The sequence below is a fragment of the Pseudomonas sp. MPB03 genome, from assembly GCF_046605385.1.
Taxonomy (GTDB): domain Bacteria; phylum Pseudomonadota; class Gammaproteobacteria; order Pseudomonadales; family Pseudomonadaceae; genus Aquipseudomonas; species Aquipseudomonas zanjanensis.
Map to the genome: position 1 here is coordinate 5,677,395 of NZ_CP176770.1, position 19,629 is coordinate 5,697,023.

Consider the following 19,629-nt stretch of genomic DNA (forward strand, 5'->3'; position numbering starts at 1 on the left):
ATCCGCTGCTGTCGAACGAGACAGCAGCCTGCCTGCGACACTCATTGCGTCACCCCCTTGGATAAATCCGGTTGACTTGCACACATTCGGACCTATGATGAAAATATTGTACAGATCAAATAATTTGTACAAGATTTAGCTATCAGAGGTCGCCCATGTCCAAAGCAGCCATCGCCAAACCCAGAATCGCCATCAGCGCCTGCCTGATGGGGGCTGAAGTTCGCTTCAATGGCGGGCACAAGCAATCGCCATTGTGCAGCCGCACCCTCGTCGAGTATTTCGATTTCGTGTCGGTGTGCCCTGAAGTCGCTATCGGCCTGGGCATTCCTCGGGAACCGATCCGCCTGGTGGGCGACCCCGAACACCCCGAGGCGCTCGGCACGGTGAATCGCGACCTCGACGTGACCCGACCACTGGCCGACTACGGGCGGCAGATGGCGGGTGAACTGGAGGACATCTGCGGCTACATCTTCATGCAGAAATCGCCCTCCTGCGGACTGGAGCGGGTCAAGGTCTATGACCACAACGGCGTGACCCAGGACGGCGGCGGGCGCGGCATCTATGCCAAGGCCTTTTGCGAACGCCATCCCGACCTGCCGGTGGAGGAAGACGGTCGCCTCAACGACCCGGTACTACGGGAAAACTTCCTGACCCGGGTGTTTGCCTATGCCGCTTGGCAATCCTTGCGCCGCCAGGGCCTGACCCGTCGCGACCTGATCGAATTTCACTCGCGCTACAAATACCTGCTCATGGCCCACAACCCGGAGCAGTACAAAGCCTTGGGCAAACTGCTGGGCACCATGGGCAAGGCCGATGCCAACGAGCTAGGCCCACGCTATTTCAGCGCATTGATGGCCGCCCTGAAGAAATGCGCCACCCGCCGCACCCACACCAATGTGCTGCAACACCTGAGCGGGTATCTCAAGCGCGACATCGACGCCGAGGACAAACAAGAGGTGCAGCACCTCATCGGGCAATATCGCCTCGGCATCGTGCCCTTGGTGGTGCCGCTGACGTTGCTCAAGCATCACCTGCGCCAGCACCCCGATCCTTACCTGGCGCAGCAGGTCTACCTGCAACCGCACCCGGAAAACCTCAGCTTGCGAAACGCTATCTAATGAAGCACGACCCCGACGCCAGCGCCCGCGAAGACCTGGGGGCCGATTTTGCCAAGGCCTTGGCCCAAGGCTGGCTGCCCATTCGCGAAGTCGCCCGGCAGACCGGGGTCAACGCCATCACGCTACGGGCCTGGGAGCGCCGGTACGGCCTGATCGTGCCGCACCGCACACCCAAGGGTCACCGACTGTTCAATGCCGAGCATGTACAACGGATCCGGCACATCCTCACGTGGATCGATCGTGGCGTTGCGGTGAGCAAGATCAAGCCGTTGCTGGACACGCCAGCGCCGACCGAAACCACACAGCCGGCAGAGAACGACTGGCAGCGTCAGCGCCACGCCCTGGTGCTGGCGGTGACGCAACTGGCCGAGCGCCAGATCGACGACCTGGTCAACCAGGCGATGGCGCTGTATCCGCCCTGGACCGTGTGCGAGCAATTGCTCCTGCCATTGCTGGCCGACCTGCACCTGCGCTGGCAAGGCCAGTTCGGCGCGCAGTTGGAACGCGTCTTCCTGTACTCGTGGCTGCGCAGCAAGTTCGGCAGCCGGATCTATCACAACAACCGCCAGCTGCACGGCGCGCCCCTGTTGCTGGTCAATCAATCGGACGTACCCCTGGAGCCGCACCTGTGGCTCACCGCCTGGCTGGCCAGCAGCGCCGACTGCCCGGTGGAAGTGTTCGACAGCCCGCTGCCGGCGGGTGAGCTGGCCTTGGCGGTCGAACGCCTCAAGGCCCGTGGCGTCCTGCTGTATTCCAGTCACGCCCTCAATCTGTCCCAACTGCCCAGGCTACTGGGCGCAATTGATTGCCCTATCATCATTGCCGGCCCGGCCGCGTCGATCCACCACGCCCGGCTATCCACAGGCGTCTCGATGATCGAGGTGTCCTGGGCCGAAGACCCGCTATCGGCTCACCGCGAACTGAGTCGCCGAGAACTCCTTTAGATGAAAAACAGCATGCGATTGATCTGGCTGCGCAGCGACTTGCGCCTGCGCGACAACACCGCCCTGGCGGCCGCCGCAGCCCAAGGGCCCTGCGTGGCGGTGTACCTGACCAGCCCCGAGCAATGGCGCGCCCACGACGACGCACCGTGCAAGATCGATTTCTGGCTGCGCAACCTCGGCGCGTTGAGCGCGGCCCTGGATGAATTGAACGTCCCACTCTTGATCCGCGAGGCAGCGCATTGGCATCAGGCTCCGCACGTGCTGCTCACGCTATGTCGCGAACTGAATGTGAGTGCCGTGCATGTCAATGAAGAGTACGGCGTGAATGAAACGCGACGAGACGCCGAGGTCGCCCATGCCTTGAATGACCAGGGCATCGAGTTTCACAGTCACCTCGATCAACTGCTGTTCAAGCCCGGCAGCGTGCTGACCAAGACCGGCAATTATTTCCAGGTGTTCAGTCAGTTCCGCAAGGTCTGCTACAACCGCCTGCATTTCTCATTGCCGAGCCTGGTCGCCACACCGCCGCGGCAGGCGCCCACCGGCATTGTTCGCGACCCGGTGCCGATGCAAGTCGATGGATTCGCCCCGCCCAGTGAAGCATTGCGCGCCCTCTGGCCCGCCGGTGAAACCGAAGCCCGGCGGCGCCTGGACAGTTTTGTCGACCAGCACCTCGACGATTACCAGCACGAACGGGACTTCCCGGCCCGGCCCGGCACCAGCCAACTCTCGGCGTACCTGGTGGCTGGGGTGATGTCGCCGCGTCAGTGCCTGCATGCCGCGCTGCAAGCCAACCAGGGAGAATTCGAAAGCGGAAGTGCCGGTGTTGTGACCTGGATCAATGAATTGCTCTGGCGAGAGTTCTATAAACACATTTTGGTGGGTTACCCCCGGGTATCACGCCACCGCGCGTTCCGCCCGGAAACCGAGGCGCTGGCCTGGCGCAAGGCCCCCGCGGAACTGGAGGCCTGGAAACAGGCACGCACCGGCTTGCCGATCATCGATGCGGCCATGCGTCAATTGCTCGAGACCGGCTGGATGCATAATCGCTTGCGGATGGTAGTCGCCATGTTCCTGACCAAAAACCTGTTGATCGATTGGCGCGAAGGCGAGCGCTTTTTCATGCAGCACCTGATTGATGGCGACTTGGCCGCCAACAATGGCGGCTGGCAGTGGAGCGCCTCCACCGGCACCGATTCGGCGCCCTGGTTCCGTATCTTCAACCCGTTGAGCCAGTCGGAAAAGTTCGACCGCGACGGGCTTTTCATCAAGCGCTGGTTACCCGAACTGAACGACCTCGATAAGCAAAGTGTCCACCACCCTAATGTGCAAGGCGAATTGTTTGGCAATACAACGTACCCGGCACCGATTGTTGATCTGGCCCAATCCCGGGCACGTGCGCTGGCAGCGTTCAGAAACCTGCCGACGCGACAGGACGCAGCCCTTGAAGGGACCGGCGATTAGCGAACATTAAATTGCTGGCCTCCTGGATGCATTATTCGCCCGATGACATATAGTCCTACTAATCGCAGGAGCTCGACTGAAGCAGTGTATCCAAGCCCTGCGCAAGCGAAAGGAGCATGAAATGGGTCTACGACCGCCACGGCGCTATTGGCTTACCGGGGCAAGCAACGGAATCGGCGCTTCGTTGGCTGAAGCGATACTCGAGTCAGGTGCCTACCTGGCAGTCAGTTCGTGCTCGGCCCGATCGTGCGAACCCCTTTCGATACGTTATCCAGGACAAGTGCTGGCAGTGCCCGGCAATTTGACCGACAGCCAGACCGTGCGCGAGATCGGCGAACACATCACTCGACAATGGGGCGCCCTGGATCAGGTGATCCTCAATGCCGGGACCACTGAGTACGTTGACGGGCAAGCCGCCGATCACCTATCGATCGAGCATATCGTGCGCAGCAACCTCCTCGCCGCCAGTTTCTGCATCGAAGTGGCAATGCCCTTGTTACGCGCCGGGATCGAACCTCACCTGGTGGGTATCGCCAGCCCGGCAACCTACCTGGCGCCTTCGCAAATCGAAGCGGGGGGCAACGGGATGCGTCATCTGTTTGAGTCGGCCCGGGCAGAACTGGCCCCCGCCGGCATCGATGTGACGTTGGTGCACCCGGGGTTCGACGGCCCATCGCTGGAGCCCGACGATTGCTTCCCGGCCCCGCGCCACTGGTCGCCAGAGGAAGCGGCGCGACAGGTGCTGAATCATTTGGTCGAACGCCCCCGGGAAGTTGCGCTCCCCATTGCCTCCATGACCGCGCTCTGGCCCCTGCCTTCATCCACCGACCCCCTGCCGGCCGACTCGGACTCATGCCAGGCAAAAAACGGCTATCCGATCAAGGGACGCCCCTGAGCCGCCGATTGCCTTACACTGCGCGCCATGAAAACCATCCCCCTCCGTGAAATCCAGGCACCGGCGGTTACGTGCTCGACGTGCGCGGCGTGCTGCTGTCAGTTGGAAGTGATGCTGATCACCGACACCGGGGTCCCGGAGCGTTTTATCGACACGGACGATTGGGGTGGGGAAGTGATGCTGCGGCTTGACGACGGATGGTGCGCGGCCCTGGATCGCGACAGCATGATGTGCACCATCTACGAAAAGCGCCCGCTGATCTGCCGCGAGTTCGAGATGGGCGCACCGGAATGCCTGGAAGAACGCCAGGGCATTGCCACGGCGTATCGATAACAGAATGATCTGACTGATTTCTGCTGGATATCACTGTGGGAGCGAGCTTGCTCGCGATGACGGTGGACCAGGCACTACAGGGTGGCTGGTCGATCGCTATCGCGAGCAAGCTCGCTCCCACAGTTTTTCTGCTGTTACAACGGCATCGTGTAATGCAGCGCGTAACTTTCCACACCGTCGTTGGTCGACTTGATACCCGCGTTGGAGTAGTGAGTGGCGCGAATGCCCACTTCATGCCCACCATTGAAGCGCAGGCCGAACCCGATGCGATCTTCGAACTGGAAGGCCGTGCCGAGCTTGTTGTCTTCCACTTGGGTATTGGCGAACAACGCCACACCGACACCCGCCTCGATATAAGGCTTCACGTTCTGGCCGGAAAATTCATACACGAACACGGGCGAGAACGACAGGCTGTGGTTGCTGGATGCTTCGTCCCCGTCCCAATAGGTATAGGCGCCGCTCCAGTAGCCGGTCAGGCGGCCGACGTCACTTTGCAACCAACTCTTGTCCCAGTCGAACTGCATGCCCAGGCGATAGGTCATGGTCGAGTCGCTGGTCTGGCCCACCCCAAACTCCACACCCGCTGCCTGCGCAGTGTAAGTGTGCCCCAACAACGCAGCCGCAAACGCGGCAAAGCAGAATAAGCGCTTCATTAGAAACATCCTTTTCCGAACAGACTTAGTAGATTTTGTTACAAACACTCAAAGCTATAGAAATCCACGCTAAAACAGAAGTTCAGCAGGAATTACATAATTTTCACGTTTTTTTTACAGATCGAAGCTTCGCACAACGCCAGACGAATGCCATAGCGTTGGTAGGATTTTTCTTAGATGTATCGGATCGGCACTCGTCCAGAAGTGCGTTTCACTGGCAGGTCCTTCAGCCAGCAGACCTCGTTCAATCAACAGGCGTTGAAGTTGCCGGGCCACCGCCGCCCCCGTGTCGATGAGGCTGATATGTTCAGGAATCATCCTCTCGAGCAATGGCTTGAGGAACGGATAGTGCGTGCACCCCAGGATCAGCGTATCGCAGCCGGCCGCCAGCAACGGCTCGATGTACTGTTGCAGCAGTTGATACAGGGCCGTGCTTTGCAGGTCACCCGTTTCGATCAGTTCCACCAAACCCGGACACGGCTGCGTGATGACCCGCACATCGTTGGCGAAACGGTCGAGCAACGCGGCGAACTTGGCGCTCTGCAAAGTGCCGGTGGTGGCCAATACGCCGACGATACCGCTGCGGGTCGCGGCGGCCGCCGGCTTGACCGCCGGCTCCATGCCAACGATGGGCCAATGGGGAAAATCACGGCGCAGGTCGGCAACGGCAGCCACCGTTGCGGTGTTGCAGGCAACAACCAGCGCCTTGGCGCCCTGGCCCAGGAGAAAGTCAGCAATGATCGCGCAGCGTTGTCGGATGTATTCCGGAGTCTTCTCGCCGTAGGGAATATGCCCACAGTCTGCCACGTACAACAGCGATTCATTGGGCAGCAGTCGACGGATCTCCCCCAGCACCGACAGCCCGCCGACACCCGAGTCGAGCACACCAACCGGCGCTTCACTCATGTGGATCACCGCAGACGCTGCAACCTGGGTCACGCTTGACCCGCAGTTCACGGAACCGTGTACCCAAGGCATCGATCAACAGCAGGCGCCCCACCAGCGGCTCACCGAAGCCGGCGAGCAACTTCAAGGCTTCAAGGGCTTGCAAGCTGCCCACCAAGCCCACCAGCGGCCCGATCACACCGGCTTCGCTGCAGGTCAGCTCGGCTTCGCTGCCGTGGCCGTAGAGGCAGTGGTAGCAAGGGCTTTCGGGGCGGCGCGGGTCGAAGACCGACAACTGCCCTTCCAGGCGAATCGCCGCACCGCTGACCAGCGGCTTGCCCGCCGCGACACAGGCCGCGTTCACCGCTTCGCGGGTCGAAAAATTGTCCGAGCAGTCGAGCACCACATCCACCGCCCCGACCGCCGCGGCCAGGCTGTCTTCGTCCATGGCCGCTCGGTGAGGCACCAGCCGAACCTCGGGATTGATCGCCCCCAGGCGCCGCATCGCCGAATCGACCTTGCTCAGGCCGACGCTGTCGGTGTCGTGGATGATCTGGCGTTGCAGGTTGGTCAGGTCGACGCTGTCGAAATCCGCCAGGTGCATCTCGCCCACGCCAGCGGCAGCCAGGTACAACGCCACCGGGGCGCCGAGCCCGCCGAGCCCGATGATCAACACCCGGCTTTGCTTGAGACGCAACTGGCCGTCGATGTCGACGTGCTGCAACAGAATCTGCCGGCTGTAGCGCAACAGCTCCTGATCGTTCAGCACGGCAGGCACCCCAGGCTGATGCGCTCATGAGCGCCGAGGTCCTTGCGGCTGTGGACTTGCGTGAAACCTTGGGCGCTCAGCAAATCGCGCACCGCTTCGGCCTGATCGTATCCGTGCTCTAGCATCAGCCAGCCACCCGGTTCCAGGTGAGCCGGGGCCTCGGCCACGATCTGGCGTAGATCATCGAGCCCGTCGGGCCCGGCCACCAAGGCACTGGCCGGCTCGAAACGCACGTCGCCCTCGGCCAGGTGCGGATCGCTGGCCGCGATGTACGGCGGGTTGCTGATGATCAACTGGAAACGCTCGCCTTCCAAAGCACTGAACCAGTGGCTGCTCAACACCGTGACGTTGCGCAGGTCCAGGCGCTGGCGATTGCGTTCGGCCAGGGCTACGGCTTCCAACACCCGGTCGACCGCCGTGACCTTCCAGGCCGGGCGCTCGCTGGCCAAGGCCAGGGCAATCGCGCCGCTGCCGGTGCCCAGGTCCAGGACCCGGGCCGGTGTCGCCAGCAACAAGGCCAACGCGGTTTCCACCAGCAGCTCGGTGTCGGGACGCGGGATCAGGGTATGGGGCGCGACTTCCAGGTCGAGCTTCCAGAAGCCCTGTTGCCCGAGAATGTAGGCCACCGGCTCGCCGGAACGCCGCCGCCGCAAGTATTCGGAGAACAGCAACGCTGCCTCGCTGGGCACGATCCGCTCGGGCCAGGTGTGCAGGAAGCTGCGGGACTTGCCCAGGGCAGCGGCCAGCAACAACTCGGCGTCCAGCCGTGGCGTGGGTGAATCCGGCAGTTCGGCGGCGCGTAACAGACTGGCGATGATCGTCATTTATTCACCTGTGCTTACTCGCCAATCGCCGCCAATTGGTCGGCCTGGTATTCGGCCAACAACGGCTCGATCACCGCATCGACACCACCGGCAAGTATCTCGTCCAGGGAATACAGGGTCAGGTTGACGCGATGGTCGGTGACCCGGCCCTGGGCGAAGTTGTAGGTACGGATCCGCTCGGAACGATCGCCCGAGCCCACCAGCAACTTGCGCTCGCTGGCGATGGCGTTGGCGGCGGCACTGGTCTGTTGGTCGTTGAGCTTGGCCGACAACCAGGCCATGGCCCGCGCACGGTTCTTGTGCTGGGAACGTTCTTCCTGGCACTCGACCACGATGCCCGAGGGCAAGTGCGTGATACGGATCGCCGAGTCGGTCTTGTTGACGTGCTGGCCGCCCGCGCCGGAGGAACGGTACGTGTCGACCCGCAGGTCCGCCGGGTTGATCTCGATGGCTTCCTGCTCGTCCGGCTCAGGCAATACCGCCACGGTGCAGGCAGAGGTGTGGATGCGTCCCTGGGATTCGGTGGCCGGCACGCGTTGCACGCGGTGGGCGCCGGATTCGAACTTCAGCTTGCCGTAGACATTGTCGCCCTCGACCCGGGCGATGACTTCTTTATAGCCGCCGTGTTCGCCCTCGTTCTCCGAGAGAATTTCCACCCGCCAACCGCGACGCTCAGCATAACGCGAATACATGCGGAACAGGTCGCCAGAAAAAATCGCCGCCTCGTCGCCGCCGGTGCCGGCACGGATCTCCAGGAACACGTTGCGCCCGTCATTCGGGTCCTTGGGCAGCAACATGCGTTGCAGGCTGCTTTCCAGTTCGAGCAGTTGTTCCTTGGCTTCGCGGACTTCCTCCACGGCCATTTCGCGCATGTCCGGGTCGCTGTCCTTGAGCAGCGCCTGGGCGCCTTCGAGATCGCCCTGCACTTTAAGCAGCTGTTTATAGGTGGCGACAATCGGCTCGACTTCCGCGTATTCCTTGGAATAGGTGCGGAATTTGTTCTGGTCGGAAATGACTTCGCCATCGCCCAGCAAGGCGGTCAGTTCTTCGAAACGGTCCTGGAGGATGTCCAGCTTGTTGAGCAGTGACGCTTTCATTGCGGTTTTTTATCCGAAAAGCTATCCGGTGAGCCCTCACCGAGGGCAAAGAGTTCCTGGGCCATGGCCAGCGCATCGAGGCGGCCCTCGGCGGTCAGCTTCTTGAGCTGGACACTGGGGGCATGGAGCAACTTGTTGGTCAGGCCGCGGGCCAGTTGCACCAGCACCTCTTCGGCACTGCCGCCGTTGGCCAGCAGGCGCTGGGCCTTTTGCAGTTCCTCGTCGCGCAGGCGCTCGCTCTGTTGACGATACGCCTTGAGCACATCCACCGCAGCCAGCTCGCGCAGGCGCACCATGAAGTCCTCGGCGCCGACGCTGATCATTTCCTCCGCCGCCTGGGCCGCGCCCTGCCGGCTCTTAAGGTTCTCGGCAACCACCTCGTGCAAGTCGTCGACGCTGTAGAGGTAAACGTCATCCAACTCGCCGACTTCCGGCTCGATGTCCCGGGGAACGGCGATGTCCACCATGAAAATCGGCTTGTGCTTGCGCAGCTTCAGGGCACTTTCCACGGCGCCCTTGCCAAGAATCGGCAACTGGCTGGCGGTGGAACTGATGACGATGTCGCTGTGCACCAACTCGGCGGGAATGTCCGACAACAGCACCGCATGGGCACCGAACTGTTCGGCCAGGGTACTGGCCCGTTCCAGGGTGCGGTTGGCAACGACGATACGTTTCACACCCAGGTCATGGAGATGGCGAGCGACCAGGGTGATGGTCTCGCCGGCGCCGATCAGCAGCGCCTGGCTGCGTTGCAAATCACTGAAAATCTGTTTCGCCAGGCTGACCGCGGCAAACGCCACGGACACCGGGTTCTCGCCAATGGCCGTGTCGGTGCGCACCTGTTTGGCGGCGTTGAACGTCGCCTGGAACAGGCGCCCCAGCAGCGGGCCGACGGTGCCGGCCTCGCGGGCCACGGCGTAGGCCGACTTCATCTGGCCGAGAATCTGTGGCTCGCCCAGCACCAGCGAATCGAGCCCCGAGGCAACGCGCATCATGTGACGAACGGCCGCATCGTCTTCATGCACATAGGCGCTGGCGCGCAGCTCTTCAAGGCTCAAATCATGGTATTCGGCCAACCAGCGCAGCACTGAATCGGACGAAACGTGATCCTGTTCTATATAGAGCTCGCTGCGATTGCAGGTGGAGAGGATCGCAGCTTCGCGGCTGTCGGTCAGTCGGCAGAGCTGCTGCAAGGCCTCGACCAGCTGCTCAGGCGTAAAGGCCACGCGCTCGCGGACGTCTACTGAAGCAGTCTTGTGGTTGATACCGAGTGCAAGGAAGGCCATTCAAGGTCGCTGATGGTGACGTGAAGCCGGCAATTGTCCTACTTCGTCAGATCCAGAACAACTACTCCATCTCTATCGCCTGGCCCTGGAGGGTAAATCGACGGGGCGGTTATGTTTGCCCCAAGGCTTGTGTCATGATGATCCGACCGCAGGTTAGTCGTCCTCTTCCTATATGAATAGATCTTCCGCGTTGCTCCTCGCCCTCGCCGTGCTCAGCGGCTGCCAGTCCATGGCCCCCGTTTCGACGGACGGTACGCCGCCCGTCGAAGACAGCGTGCAGGCCCCTGAAAAACCCAAGGTCTACGGCTCCTTCAGCGAAGAAACCATCTTCAGCCTGTTGAGCGCCGAACTGGCAGGCCAGCGCAATCGCTTCGACATTGCGCTGGACAACTACGTGACCCAGGCCATCAATACCCAGGACCCGGGCATCTCCGAGCGGGCATTTCGCATTGCCGAATACCTGGGCGCCGACCAACCCGCGCTCGATACGGCGCTGATCTGGGCCAGGAATGCCCCCGACGACCTCGAAGCGCAGCGCGCCGCCGCCGTGCAACTGGCCAGGGCCGGGCGCTACGACGACTCCATGGTGTATATGGAGAAAGTCCTGCTGGGCAAGGGCGACACTCATTTCGATTTCCTGGCGCTGTCCGCCGCCGATACCGACCAGGAAACCCGCAACGGCCTGATGAAAAGCTTCGATCGCCTGTTGCAGCGCCACCCGAACAACGGCCAGCTGATTTTCGGCAAGGCCCTGCTGTTGCAACAGGACGGTGACGCCCAGGGTGCCCTCACCCTGCTGGAAGACAACCCGCCGGAAGCCGGCGAAGTGGCGCCTATCCTGTTACGGGCACGCCTGCTGCAAGGCTTGAACCGTGGCGACGAAGCGCTGCCGCTGCTGCAAAAAAGCATCAAGAAGTATCCGGACGACAAGCGCCTGCGCCTCACCTACGCCCGCATGCTGGTGGAAAACAACCGCATGGACGACGCCAAGGTGGAGTTCTCCAGCCTGGTCCAGCAATACCCGGAAGACGACGAGTTGCGCTATTCCCTGGCGCTGGTCTGCCTGGAAGCCAAGGCCTGGGAAGAGGCCAAGGGTTACCTGGAAGACCTGATCGCCCGGGAAAGCCATGTCGACTCGGCCCACCTGAACCTGGGTCGCATCGCCGAGGAACGCAACGACCCCGAGAGCGCACTGATCGAGTACGCGCAGGTCGGCCCGGGCAACGATTATCTGCCGGCGCAGTTGCGCCAGGCCGATATCCTGATCAGCAATGGCAAGACCGCCGATGCCCAGAGCCGCCTCGCGGTACAACGTGATTCCCAGCCCGACTACGGGATCCAGCTGTACCTGATCGAAGCCGAAACCCTGTCGGCCAACAATCAGGGCGACAAGGCCTGGAACGTACTGCAACAAGCCTTGAAGCAATACCCGGACGATCTGAACCTGCTGTATACCCGCGCCATGCTGGCGGAAAAACGCAATGACCTGGCCCAGATGGAAAAAGACCTGCGCCTGATCATCCAGCGTGACCCGGACAACGCCATGGCCCTTAACGCCCTGGGCTATACGTTGTCGGATCGCACCACCCGCTACGACGAGGCCAAGCTGCTGATCGAACAGGCCCACCAGATCAATCCGGAAGACCCGGCGGTACTCGACAGCCTTGGCTGGGTGAATTACCGCCTGGGTAATCTCGACGAAGCCGAACGCCTGTTGCGCCAGGCCCTGGAGCGCTTTCCCGACCAGGAAGTCGCCGCTCACCTGGGCGAGGTCCTGTGGGCCAACGGCAAACAACGCGAAGCCCGGCAGATCTGGAGCCGATTCCTCAAGGATCAGCCCGACAGCCCTATCTTGCGCAGCACCATCAAACGCCTGACCGGATCCGAGACTCTTTAAGATTATGTTTTTGCGCCATCTCATCGTTTTCAGTTTCATTGCCCTGCTCGCCGGTTGCGCGGGCTTCGGCGCCCGTGAATCCGTCCAAGGCCAGGGCAACCAGGCCCAGTGGCGCGAGCACAAGCAGCAACTGAGCGGCCTGGACGGCTGGCAGATCGACGGCAAGATCGGCATCCGCGCCCCGAAAGACTCGGGCAGTGGCACGCTGTTCTGGCTGCAACGCCAGGACTATTACGATATTCGCCTGTCGGGCCCGCTGGGTCGCGGTGCGGCCCGCCTGACCGGCCGGCCGGGCCAGGTTTCGCTGGAAGTCGCCAACCAGGGGCGCTACGAGGCGCCCAGCCCCGAAGCGCTGCTGGAAGAACAACTGGGCTGGAAACTGCCGGTTTCCCACCTGACCTGGTGGGTTCGTGGATTGCCGGCACCGGACAGTAAAAGTCGCCTGACACTCGACGCCGACAGCCGCCTGTCCAACCTGGAACAGGACGACTGGCAGATCGAATACCTCAGTTATGCCCAGCAGAACGGCTACTGGCTGCCCGAACGCATCAAGCTGCACGGCAGCAACCTCGACGTCACACTGGTGATCAAGCAATGGCAGCCGCGCAAGCTGGGGCAATGACATGACCGCTGCACGCCTGACCCTGCCCTCTCCGGCCAAGCTCAACCTGATGCTGCACATCCTCGGCCGCCGCCCGGACGGCTACCACGAGTTGCAGACGATTTTTCAGTTCCTGGACTACGGCGACGAGATCACCTTTGCCGTGCGCGACGACGGCGTGATTCGCCTGCACACCGAATTCGAAGGCGTCCCCCACGACAGCAACCTGATCGTCAAGGCCGCGCAAAAACTCCAGGCGCAATCCGGTTGTGCGCTAGGCATCGATATCTGGATCGAAAAAATCCTGCCCATGGGCGGCGGCATTGGTGGCGGCAGCTCGAATGCGGCGACGACTTTACTGGGCCTCAATCACTTGTGGCAGTTGGACTGGGACATCGATCGCCTCGCGGCGCTGGGCCTTTCCCTGGGCGCCGACGTGCCGGTTTTCGTGCGTGGCCACGCCGCTTTTGCCGAGGGCGTTGGGGAAAAACTCACCCCGGTGGAACCCGAAGAACCCTGGTACGTGGTGCTGGTGCCGCAAGTCTCTGTAAGTACAGCAGAAATTTTTTCAGATCCGCTGTTGACACGTAACTCTCCTCCCATTAAAGTGCGCCCCGTTCCCAAGGGAAACAGTCGAAATGACTGCTTAGCGGTGGTAGCAAGGCGTTATCCAGATGTTCGTAACGCTTTGAATTTGTTAGGTAAATTTACCGAAGCAAAACTCACCGGAACTGGAAGTTGTGTGTTTGGGGGCTTCCCAAGCAAAGCTGAAGCTGATAAAGTCTCGGCCCTTCTGACAGAGACCCTTACAGGGTTTGTAGCAAAAGGAAGCAACGTTTCGATGTTGCATCGCAAGCTGCAAGACCTGCTCTAAAAGGAATCGAGTGCTGGGCACTCGCAGCAACAGATACAGGGGCGTCGCCAAGCGGTAAGGCAGCAGGTTTTGATCCTGCCATGCGTTGGTTCGAATCCAGCCGCCCCTGCCATTTTCCTATACTCATCCAGGTATACCCTCAGCCTTCAGGTACTGCGCGTGTCCAAGATGATGGTCTTTACGGGGAACGCTAACCCCGATCTGGCTCGGCGTGTCGTACGTCAGCTGCATATCCCTCTCGGTGACATTTCTGTCGGTAAGTTCTCCGATGGCGAAATCACTGCCGAGATCAATGAAAACGTTCGCGGTAAAGACGTCTTCATTATTCAGCCGACTTGCGCTCCGACCAACGATAACCTGATGGAACTCGTCGTGATGGCTGATGCCTTCCGCCGCTCCTCGGCTACTCGTATCACTGCTGTTATTCCTTACTTTGGTTATGCCCGTCAGGATCGCCGTCCGCGTTCCGCACGTGTGGCGATCAGCGCGAAAGTCGTGGCTGATATGCTGACCGTAGTCGGCATCGACCGTGTCCTCACGGTTGATTTGCATGCTGACCAGATCCAGGGTTTCTTCGATATCCCCGTGGATAACATCTACGGTTCCCCGGTCCTGGTGGATGATATTGAAGATCAGCGCTTCGAAAACCTGATGATCGTGTCCCCGGACATTGGTGGCGTCGTGCGTGCACGGGCTGTTGCCAAATCCCTGGGAGTGGATCTGGGTATCATCGACAAACGTCGTGAGAAAGCCAATCACTCCGAAGTGATGCATATCATCGGCGACGTCGAAGGGCGCACCTGTATCCTGGTCGATGACATGGTCGATACCGCCGGCACCCTGTGCCACGCGGCCAAGGCCCTGAAAGAGCATGGCGCTGCCAAGGTCTTTGCCTACTGCACACACCCTGTGCTGTCGGGTCGAGCGATCGAGAATATTGAAAATTCCGTGCTGGACGAGCTGGTGGTGACCAACACCATCCCGCTGTCCGCTGCAGCACAAGCCTGTGCGCGTATCCGCCAACTGGATATCGCACCGGTAGTTGCCGAAGCGGTTCGCCGCATCAGCAATGAAGAATCGATCAGTGCGATGTTCCGTTAAGGGCCCTGCCCTTTCCAGAAGATCTCGTTGACGAAAAGCGCCCCGCCCCAACACTCATGTTGGGGCGGGGCTTTTTTGCCCATACCGCTTTGGCGTCGGTCGCAGACGTCATTCGGAAATGGCTATTTTGGAGATACAACATGAACGATTTTACTCTGAATGCTGAAGTGCGTTCCGACCTGGGGAAAGGTGCGAGCCGCCGCCTGCGTCGTCTCGCAAGCCTGGTTCCAGCTGTAGTCTACGGTGGCGACAAAGCCCCTGAGTCCATCAGCATGCTGGCCAAAGAAGTTGCCAAACTGCTCGAAAACGAAGCGGCCTACAGCCACATCATCGAGCTGAACGTTGGCGGCACCAAGCAAAACGTCGTGATCAAAGCCCTGCAGCGTCACCCGGCCAAAGGCCACGTGATGCACGCTGACTTCGTCCGCGTTGTTGCCGGTCAGAAGCTGACTGCTGTTGTTCCAGTGCACTTCATCAACGAAGCTGCCCCGGTCAAGAAAGGCGGCGAGATCTCGCACGTGACTTCCGAGCTGGAAGTGTCCTGCCTGCCGAAAGACCTGCCTGAATTCATCGAAGTCGACCTGGCTGACGCCGAAGTCGGCACGATCATTCACCTGTCCGACCTCAAGGCCCCTAAAGGCGTTGAGTTTGTTGCTCTGGCACACGGCGATGACAAGGCTGTTGCCAACGTCCACGCTCCACGTGTTGCTCCAGAAGCCACTGAAGAAGGCGCTGCAGAGTAATTTCACTCTGTCGCCGGAGTGACCGGAAACATCGCGGACTGGAACGTAGCGAGACAGCGGGCGAGAACGCGAAGTTTACTTAACGGTAGATCCGCCATTTTCGTCCACTGTCGCAACACCGCCTGATTGCGACATTGTTATCCACACTCCAGGAAGGGCCCCTATCGTGACTGCCATTAAACTGATCGTTGGCCTGGGAAATCCAGGCGCTGAATACGAACAGACCCGGCATAACGCAGGGGCCCTTTTTGTTGAGCGCATCGCGCACGCACAAGGCGTCAGCCTGGCCGCCGATCGCAAGTATTTCGGCCTGACCGGGCGCTTCTCGCACCAGGGTCAGGATGTTCGCCTGTTGATTCCCACCACCTACATGAACCGCAGCGGCCAGGCCGTGGCGGCATTGGCCGGTTTCTTCCGCATCAAGCCTGAAGAAATCCTGGTGGCCCACGACGAACTCGACCTGCCTCCGGGCGTTGCCAAGCTCAAGCAAGGCGGCGGCCATGGCGGTCACAACGGCTTGCGCGACATCATCGCGCAACTGGGTAATCAGAATACCTTTCACCGCCTGCGGCTCGGCATCGGCCACCCGGGCGTTGCCAGTATGGTTTCAAACTTTGTCCTGGGTCGTGCGCCTCGCGCCGAACAGGAAAAACTCGATGCCAGCATCGACTTTGCCCTCGGCGTGCTGCCGGATATCCTCGCCGGTGAATGGAACCGTGCGATGAAAAACCTGCACAGCCAGAAGGCCTGACACTTATCCGAGGGGAAACACCATGGGATTCAATTGCGGCATCGTCGGCCTGCCTAACGTCGGCAAGTCCACCCTGTTCAACGCCCTGACCAAATCCGGTATCGCGGCCGAGAACTTCCCCTTCTGCACCATCGAGCCGAACAGCGGCATCGTACCGATGCCCGATCCGCGCCTGGAAGCCTTGGCGGCGATCGTCAACCCCAAGCGCATCCTGCCGACTACTATGGAATTCGTCGACATCGCCGGCCTCGTGGCCGGTGCGTCGAAAGGTGAAGGCCTGGGCAACAAGTTTTTGGCCAACATCCGTGAAACCGATGCCATCGCCCACGTCGTGCGCTGCTTCGAAGACGAGAACGTGATTCACGTCTCCAACAGCGTCGACCCGAAACGCGACATCGAAATCATCGACCTGGAACTGATTTTCGCCGACCTCGACAGCTGTGAAAAACAACTGCAGAAAGTCGCCCGCAACGCCAAGGGCGGCGACAAGGACGCGGTCGTCCAGAAAGGCCTGCTGGAGCAGTTGATCGCCCACTTCACCGAAGGCAAGCCTGCACGCAGCCTGATGAAGAACATGAGCACTGACGAGAAGCTGGTGATCAAGGGCTTCCACCTGCTGACCACCAAACCGGTCATGTACATCGCCAACGTCGCTGAAGACGGTTTCGAGAACAACCCGCACCTGGACGTGGTCAGGGCCATCGCCGAAGAAGAAGGCGCCATGGTCGTGCCGGTCTGCAACAAGATCGAAGCGGAAATTGCCGAGCTGGACGACGGTGAAGAGAAAGACATGTTCCTCGAGGCCCTCGGCCTGGAAGAGCCTGGCCTGAACCGCGTGATCCGCGCGGGCTACGAGATGCTCCACCTGCAGACCTACTTCACCGCTGGCGTTGAAGAAGTCCGCGCATGGACCGTCCGCGTCGGTGCTACTGCACCGCAAGCCGCTGGCGTGATCCATACCGACTTCGAGAAAGGCTTCATCCGCGCCGAAGTCATCGCCTACTCGGATTTCATCCAGTACAAGGGCGAAGCAGGCGCCAAGGAAGCGGGTAAATGGCGTTTGGAAGGTAAGGAATACATCGTCAAGGATGGCGACGTTATGCATTTCCGCTTCAACGTCTGACGTTTTTTCGCATCAGGTTATTGGAGGCGATCAAAGTCCTCAGCCCCCATCGCGTGGCAGCTACTCGCTGCCACGCGACCGTCTGGAGCCGACGTCAGGTCAATAAATGCCCTGGATCGGCCTCGGGCGCTACCCCGATCAGCCCTATCTCGGCGTCGGGAGCAAAGATCATGTCATCCTCATCAAGGCTTTCTCGCCAGTCCCCAGCAAGCCCGACCTGGAATCGGTGGCCTTGTGCATCCGCCTCCACATCCCTCAGGTAAGTGCGGTCCAGTTCGTTGTTATAAACCATCTCCAGCGTAGTACCCGTACCCTCTCCGAAGCCGGTATAGCCCAGGGCCGATACATCGATCTTGTCGTCAACGGTAAAGCCTTCGATAAGATCGGCAAAGCTATGGCTGTCCGTACGATAGCTGTCCTCGGTAGAGAGATAGCGGAACACGTCGGCGTTTTCACGGTTATCTGTCCACAACGAAATGTCGGTTCTATCTCCGCCGTTGAGACGGTCTGCGCCCGCGCCACCGATGATGACATCAGCGCCAGCACCGCCGTTGATACGGTCATTGCCATCCAGGCCATAGATGATTTCCGACAAGGCAGAACCGGTCATCGTGTCTTTACCAGACGTCCCTTCGACAGTGGGTGCGGTGAACACCACGTTAGAGCTGTCCAATTGCCCCGACAGGTTGCCGTCCAAGATCAGTTCAAACCGCTGTCCAGAGCCATCCGCGTCGTAGTTCTTGAGGTAGGTGCGAGTGCCGTCTGAGCTTGCCATGACAGCTAAGGTGCCGCCATGGCCGTCGCCAATGCCGGTGAAGCCCAGGCCAATCAGGTCGATGCGGTCCTGAGAGGCGTCGAAGTCCATGACCCGGTCGCTGTTGTTTTGCGTGGTCGTGCGGAAACTGTCGTTCAGTTCGGTGAAGCGGAAAATGTCAGCGCCAGCGCCTCCCTGCAGAACGTCGCGTCCGCCGTTGCCTTGGAGCACATCATCACCCGCCAAGCCGTGGATGATTTCAGCGGCATCGCTCCCGTGCAGGATTTCTTCGCCGGCGTATCCGTCCACATGGAGTTTGCCATCCTGGCTGCCGAAGCCGGTATCCACACTGCCATCCGCGTTCAAACGGATGACGCTGAAATCTCCGTTGCTCGTGCCCGCGGCGAGGATCTTGCCATCGTCTTGTACCGTCAACGCCACAGGCGTGTCGGCCTCGAAGGTCACCCTACCCATGGAGCCAAAGCTGGCATCGAAGGAGCCATCAGCGTTAAGCCGTGCGAGAGTAGCCAAAGCCTCGCCTTCGCCATGACCCATCACGATAATCTTGCCGTCAGCCTGTACGGTGACCACGGAGTCTTCGCCAAAACCCATGGCAGCGTTCAAGGAGAGGACACCATCATCACCGAAGCGGGTATCCAGCTGACCGTCGGGGTTGAAGCGCTGTAGGGTGTACGTCGGATCACCCACGCCGGCGGCATTGTATGCAGCCCCGACCACAACACTTCCATCTGCCTGCACCGCAGTAGAAATCCCTCCGTTGTAGTAAGCGTCTTCGGGAATCTTGACAGTCAGCACGCCATTTTCGCCAAAGCCATCGACGAAAGTGCCGTCATTGCCGATCCTTGTCACTGTGGCCTGATCAAATCCACGGGCGCTGACCTGGAATGTGCCATCCGTATTCGCCGTCAGGTCGATGTCCTTGAAGTCGTGGCTGATGTCGACCGTAATAGCGCCATTTTGGCCAAAGCTGGCATCGCGCGTCCCGTCGCTGTTGAAGCGCTCCACCTGTACGCCGGTGTTCAACGCAACGGCGACAAGCACCTTGCCATCGGTCTGCACCGCCGTCAGCTCGTAGCGCGACGCCGGGGCTATCGCAGCAGGTACGATGTCGATGCCACCTTCATGGAAGCTGGTGTCCAGGCTACCATCGGCGTTTAGCCGGACAACGGAATGCTTCTGTTCGTAACCGTAGCTTTCCTCACCTGGCGCTCCGGGGTATCCCCATGCCAGGTACTCGGTATAGCCTCCAACCAATATCTTGCCGTCCGGTTGGATAATGATGCTCTGGTTATTATCGAACTGGCCGGTGAGGTCGACCTGGACAGTGCCCGGGCCAGTTATCACGGTATGGGTATTTGCCATCGTGCTATCGCTGGTTGCCATGGGTTAATCCTTTAACGGGTGTTGGATTCGTCACTCTAGTAGAGCAGTAAGGATTTGCACGCCGCCCCAGCGTTGGCATGAGCAGAGTTCGACCGGTGGTTTGTGGAAGTCGA

19 protein-coding genes and 1 tRNA gene are annotated in these 19,629 nt (G+C 60.5%); 13 read left to right on the top strand and 7 right to left on the bottom strand.

Annotation, left to right across the window (positions count from 1 at the left end; genetic code table 11):
• The first annotated feature begins 155 nt into the window (after positions 1 to 155).
• The 5 genes from ACLH0I_RS24660 (at position 156) to ACLH0I_RS24680 (ending at position 4,754) form a co-directional block, all read left to right on the top strand.
• Positions 156 to 1,118 carry a YbgA family protein gene (locus ACLH0I_RS24660; protein ID WP_411385624.1) on the top strand — a complete coding sequence of 321 codons (963 nt, stop codon included), beginning with the start codon at positions 156 to 158 and terminating at the stop codon, positions 1,116 to 1,118.
• Positions 1,118 to 2,062 carry a MerR family transcriptional regulator gene (locus ACLH0I_RS24665; RefSeq protein WP_411385625.1) on the top strand — a complete coding sequence of 315 codons (945 nt, stop codon included), beginning with the start codon at positions 1,118 to 1,120 and terminating at the stop codon, positions 2,060 to 2,062. Before ACLH0I_RS24660 ends, ACLH0I_RS24665 begins: the two co-directional genes overlap by 1 nt.
• A gap of 12 nt (positions 2,063 to 2,074) precedes the next feature.
• Positions 2,075 to 3,526 (top strand): deoxyribodipyrimidine photo-lyase, encoded by a 1,452-nt coding sequence (gene phrB, locus ACLH0I_RS24670; RefSeq protein WP_411385626.1) that lies wholly within the window; start codon positions 2,075 to 2,077, stop codon positions 3,524 to 3,526.
• A gap of 121 nt (positions 3,527 to 3,647) precedes the next feature.
• Positions 3,648 to 4,421 (top strand): SDR family NAD(P)-dependent oxidoreductase, encoded by a 774-nt coding sequence (locus ACLH0I_RS24675; RefSeq protein ID WP_250964069.1) that lies wholly within the window; start codon positions 3,648 to 3,650, stop codon positions 4,419 to 4,421.
• 27 nt (positions 4,422 to 4,448) lie between these two features.
• Positions 4,449 to 4,754, top strand: a complete 306-nt coding sequence (locus ACLH0I_RS24680; RefSeq protein WP_250964070.1) for a YkgJ family cysteine cluster protein — start codon at positions 4,449 to 4,451, stop codon at positions 4,752 to 4,754.
• Between the two features lie 134 nt (positions 4,755 to 4,888).
• Here the strand turns inward: ACLH0I_RS24680 and ACLH0I_RS24685 are convergent, their stop codons facing one another.
• The 6 genes from ACLH0I_RS24685 to hemA form a co-directional block, all read right to left on the bottom strand.
• Positions 4,889 to 5,407, bottom strand: coding sequence for an acyloxyacyl hydrolase (locus ACLH0I_RS24685; RefSeq protein WP_186705011.1), 519 nt, complete (start codon positions 5,405 to 5,407; stop codon positions 4,889 to 4,891).
• 114 nt (positions 5,408 to 5,521) lie between these two features.
• Positions 5,522 to 6,313: a glutamate racemase gene (gene murI, locus ACLH0I_RS24690; protein ID WP_411385627.1), complete on the bottom strand. Its 792-nt coding sequence runs from the start codon at positions 6,311 to 6,313 to the stop codon at positions 5,522 to 5,524.
• Positions 6,306 to 7,061 (bottom strand): molybdopterin-synthase adenylyltransferase MoeB, encoded by a 756-nt coding sequence (locus ACLH0I_RS24695; RefSeq protein ID WP_186705009.1) that lies wholly within the window; start codon positions 7,059 to 7,061, stop codon positions 6,306 to 6,308. Before ACLH0I_RS24695 ends, murI begins: the two co-directional genes overlap by 8 nt.
• Entirely contained in the window at positions 7,055 to 7,885 is an 831-nt protein-coding gene (prmC, locus tag ACLH0I_RS24700) for a peptide chain release factor N(5)-glutamine methyltransferase (RefSeq protein ID WP_411385628.1), read from the bottom strand. The genes ACLH0I_RS24695 and prmC overlap by 7 nt, the downstream gene beginning before the upstream one ends.
• A gap of 14 nt (positions 7,886 to 7,899) precedes the next feature.
• Positions 7,900 to 8,982 carry a peptide chain release factor 1 gene (prfA, locus tag ACLH0I_RS24705; RefSeq protein WP_250964074.1) on the bottom strand — a complete coding sequence of 361 codons (1,083 nt, stop codon included), beginning with the start codon at positions 8,980 to 8,982 and terminating at the stop codon, positions 7,900 to 7,902.
• A complete protein-coding gene (gene hemA, locus ACLH0I_RS24710) occupies positions 8,979 to 10,268 on the bottom strand; it encodes a glutamyl-tRNA reductase (protein ID WP_186705006.1) in 1,290 nt (429 codons plus the stop codon). Before hemA ends, prfA begins: the two co-directional genes overlap by 4 nt.
• A gap of 172 nt (positions 10,269 to 10,440) precedes the next feature.
• Here hemA and ACLH0I_RS24715 point away from each other — a divergent pair, with 172 nt between their 5' ends.
• From ACLH0I_RS24715 to ychF, 8 genes are all read left to right on the top strand, one after another.
• Positions 10,441 to 12,165 carry a tetratricopeptide repeat protein gene (locus tag ACLH0I_RS24715; RefSeq protein ID WP_186705005.1) on the top strand — a complete coding sequence of 575 codons (1,725 nt, stop codon included), beginning with the start codon at positions 10,441 to 10,443 and terminating at the stop codon, positions 12,163 to 12,165.
• A gap of 4 nt (positions 12,166 to 12,169) precedes the next feature.
• On the top strand, positions 12,170 to 12,787 hold the full coding sequence (gene lolB, locus ACLH0I_RS24720; protein ID WP_186705004.1) for a lipoprotein insertase outer membrane protein LolB: 618 nt from the start codon (positions 12,170 to 12,172) through the stop codon (positions 12,785 to 12,787).
• Between the two features lies 1 nt (position 12,788).
• Complete coding sequence (ispE, locus tag ACLH0I_RS24725; RefSeq protein ID WP_411385629.1) at positions 12,789 to 13,640, top strand: 4-(cytidine 5'-diphospho)-2-C-methyl-D-erythritol kinase; 852 nt, start codon at positions 12,789 to 12,791, stop codon at positions 13,638 to 13,640.
• A 37-nt stretch (positions 13,641 to 13,677) separates the two neighbouring features.
• A tRNA-Gln gene (locus tag ACLH0I_RS24730) sits at positions 13,678 to 13,752 on the top strand.
• 47 nt (positions 13,753 to 13,799) lie between these two features.
• Positions 13,800 to 14,741, top strand: a complete 942-nt coding sequence (locus ACLH0I_RS24735) for a ribose-phosphate pyrophosphokinase (RefSeq protein ID WP_003171603.1) — start codon at positions 13,800 to 13,802, stop codon at positions 14,739 to 14,741.
• A gap of 140 nt (positions 14,742 to 14,881) precedes the next feature.
• Entirely contained in the window at positions 14,882 to 15,484 is a 603-nt protein-coding gene (locus ACLH0I_RS24740; protein ID WP_060740648.1) for a 50S ribosomal protein L25/general stress protein Ctc, read from the top strand.
• 166 nt (positions 15,485 to 15,650) lie between these two features.
• Positions 15,651 to 16,235: an aminoacyl-tRNA hydrolase gene (gene pth / locus ACLH0I_RS24745; protein WP_003185374.1), complete on the top strand. Its 585-nt coding sequence runs from the start codon at positions 15,651 to 15,653 to the stop codon at positions 16,233 to 16,235.
• Positions 16,236 to 16,257: 22 nt separating this feature from the next.
• Positions 16,258 to 17,358 (top strand): redox-regulated ATPase YchF, encoded by a 1,101-nt coding sequence (gene ychF / locus ACLH0I_RS24750; protein ID WP_411385630.1) that lies wholly within the window; start codon positions 16,258 to 16,260, stop codon positions 17,356 to 17,358.
• A 94-nt stretch (positions 17,359 to 17,452) separates the two neighbouring features.
• Here ychF and ACLH0I_RS24755 read toward each other — a convergent pair whose 3' ends face one another.
• Positions 17,453 to 19,516, bottom strand: a complete 2,064-nt coding sequence (locus ACLH0I_RS24755; RefSeq protein ID WP_411385631.1) for a calcium-binding protein — start codon at positions 19,514 to 19,516, stop codon at positions 17,453 to 17,455.
• Positions 19,517 to 19,629 lie beyond the last annotated feature (113 nt).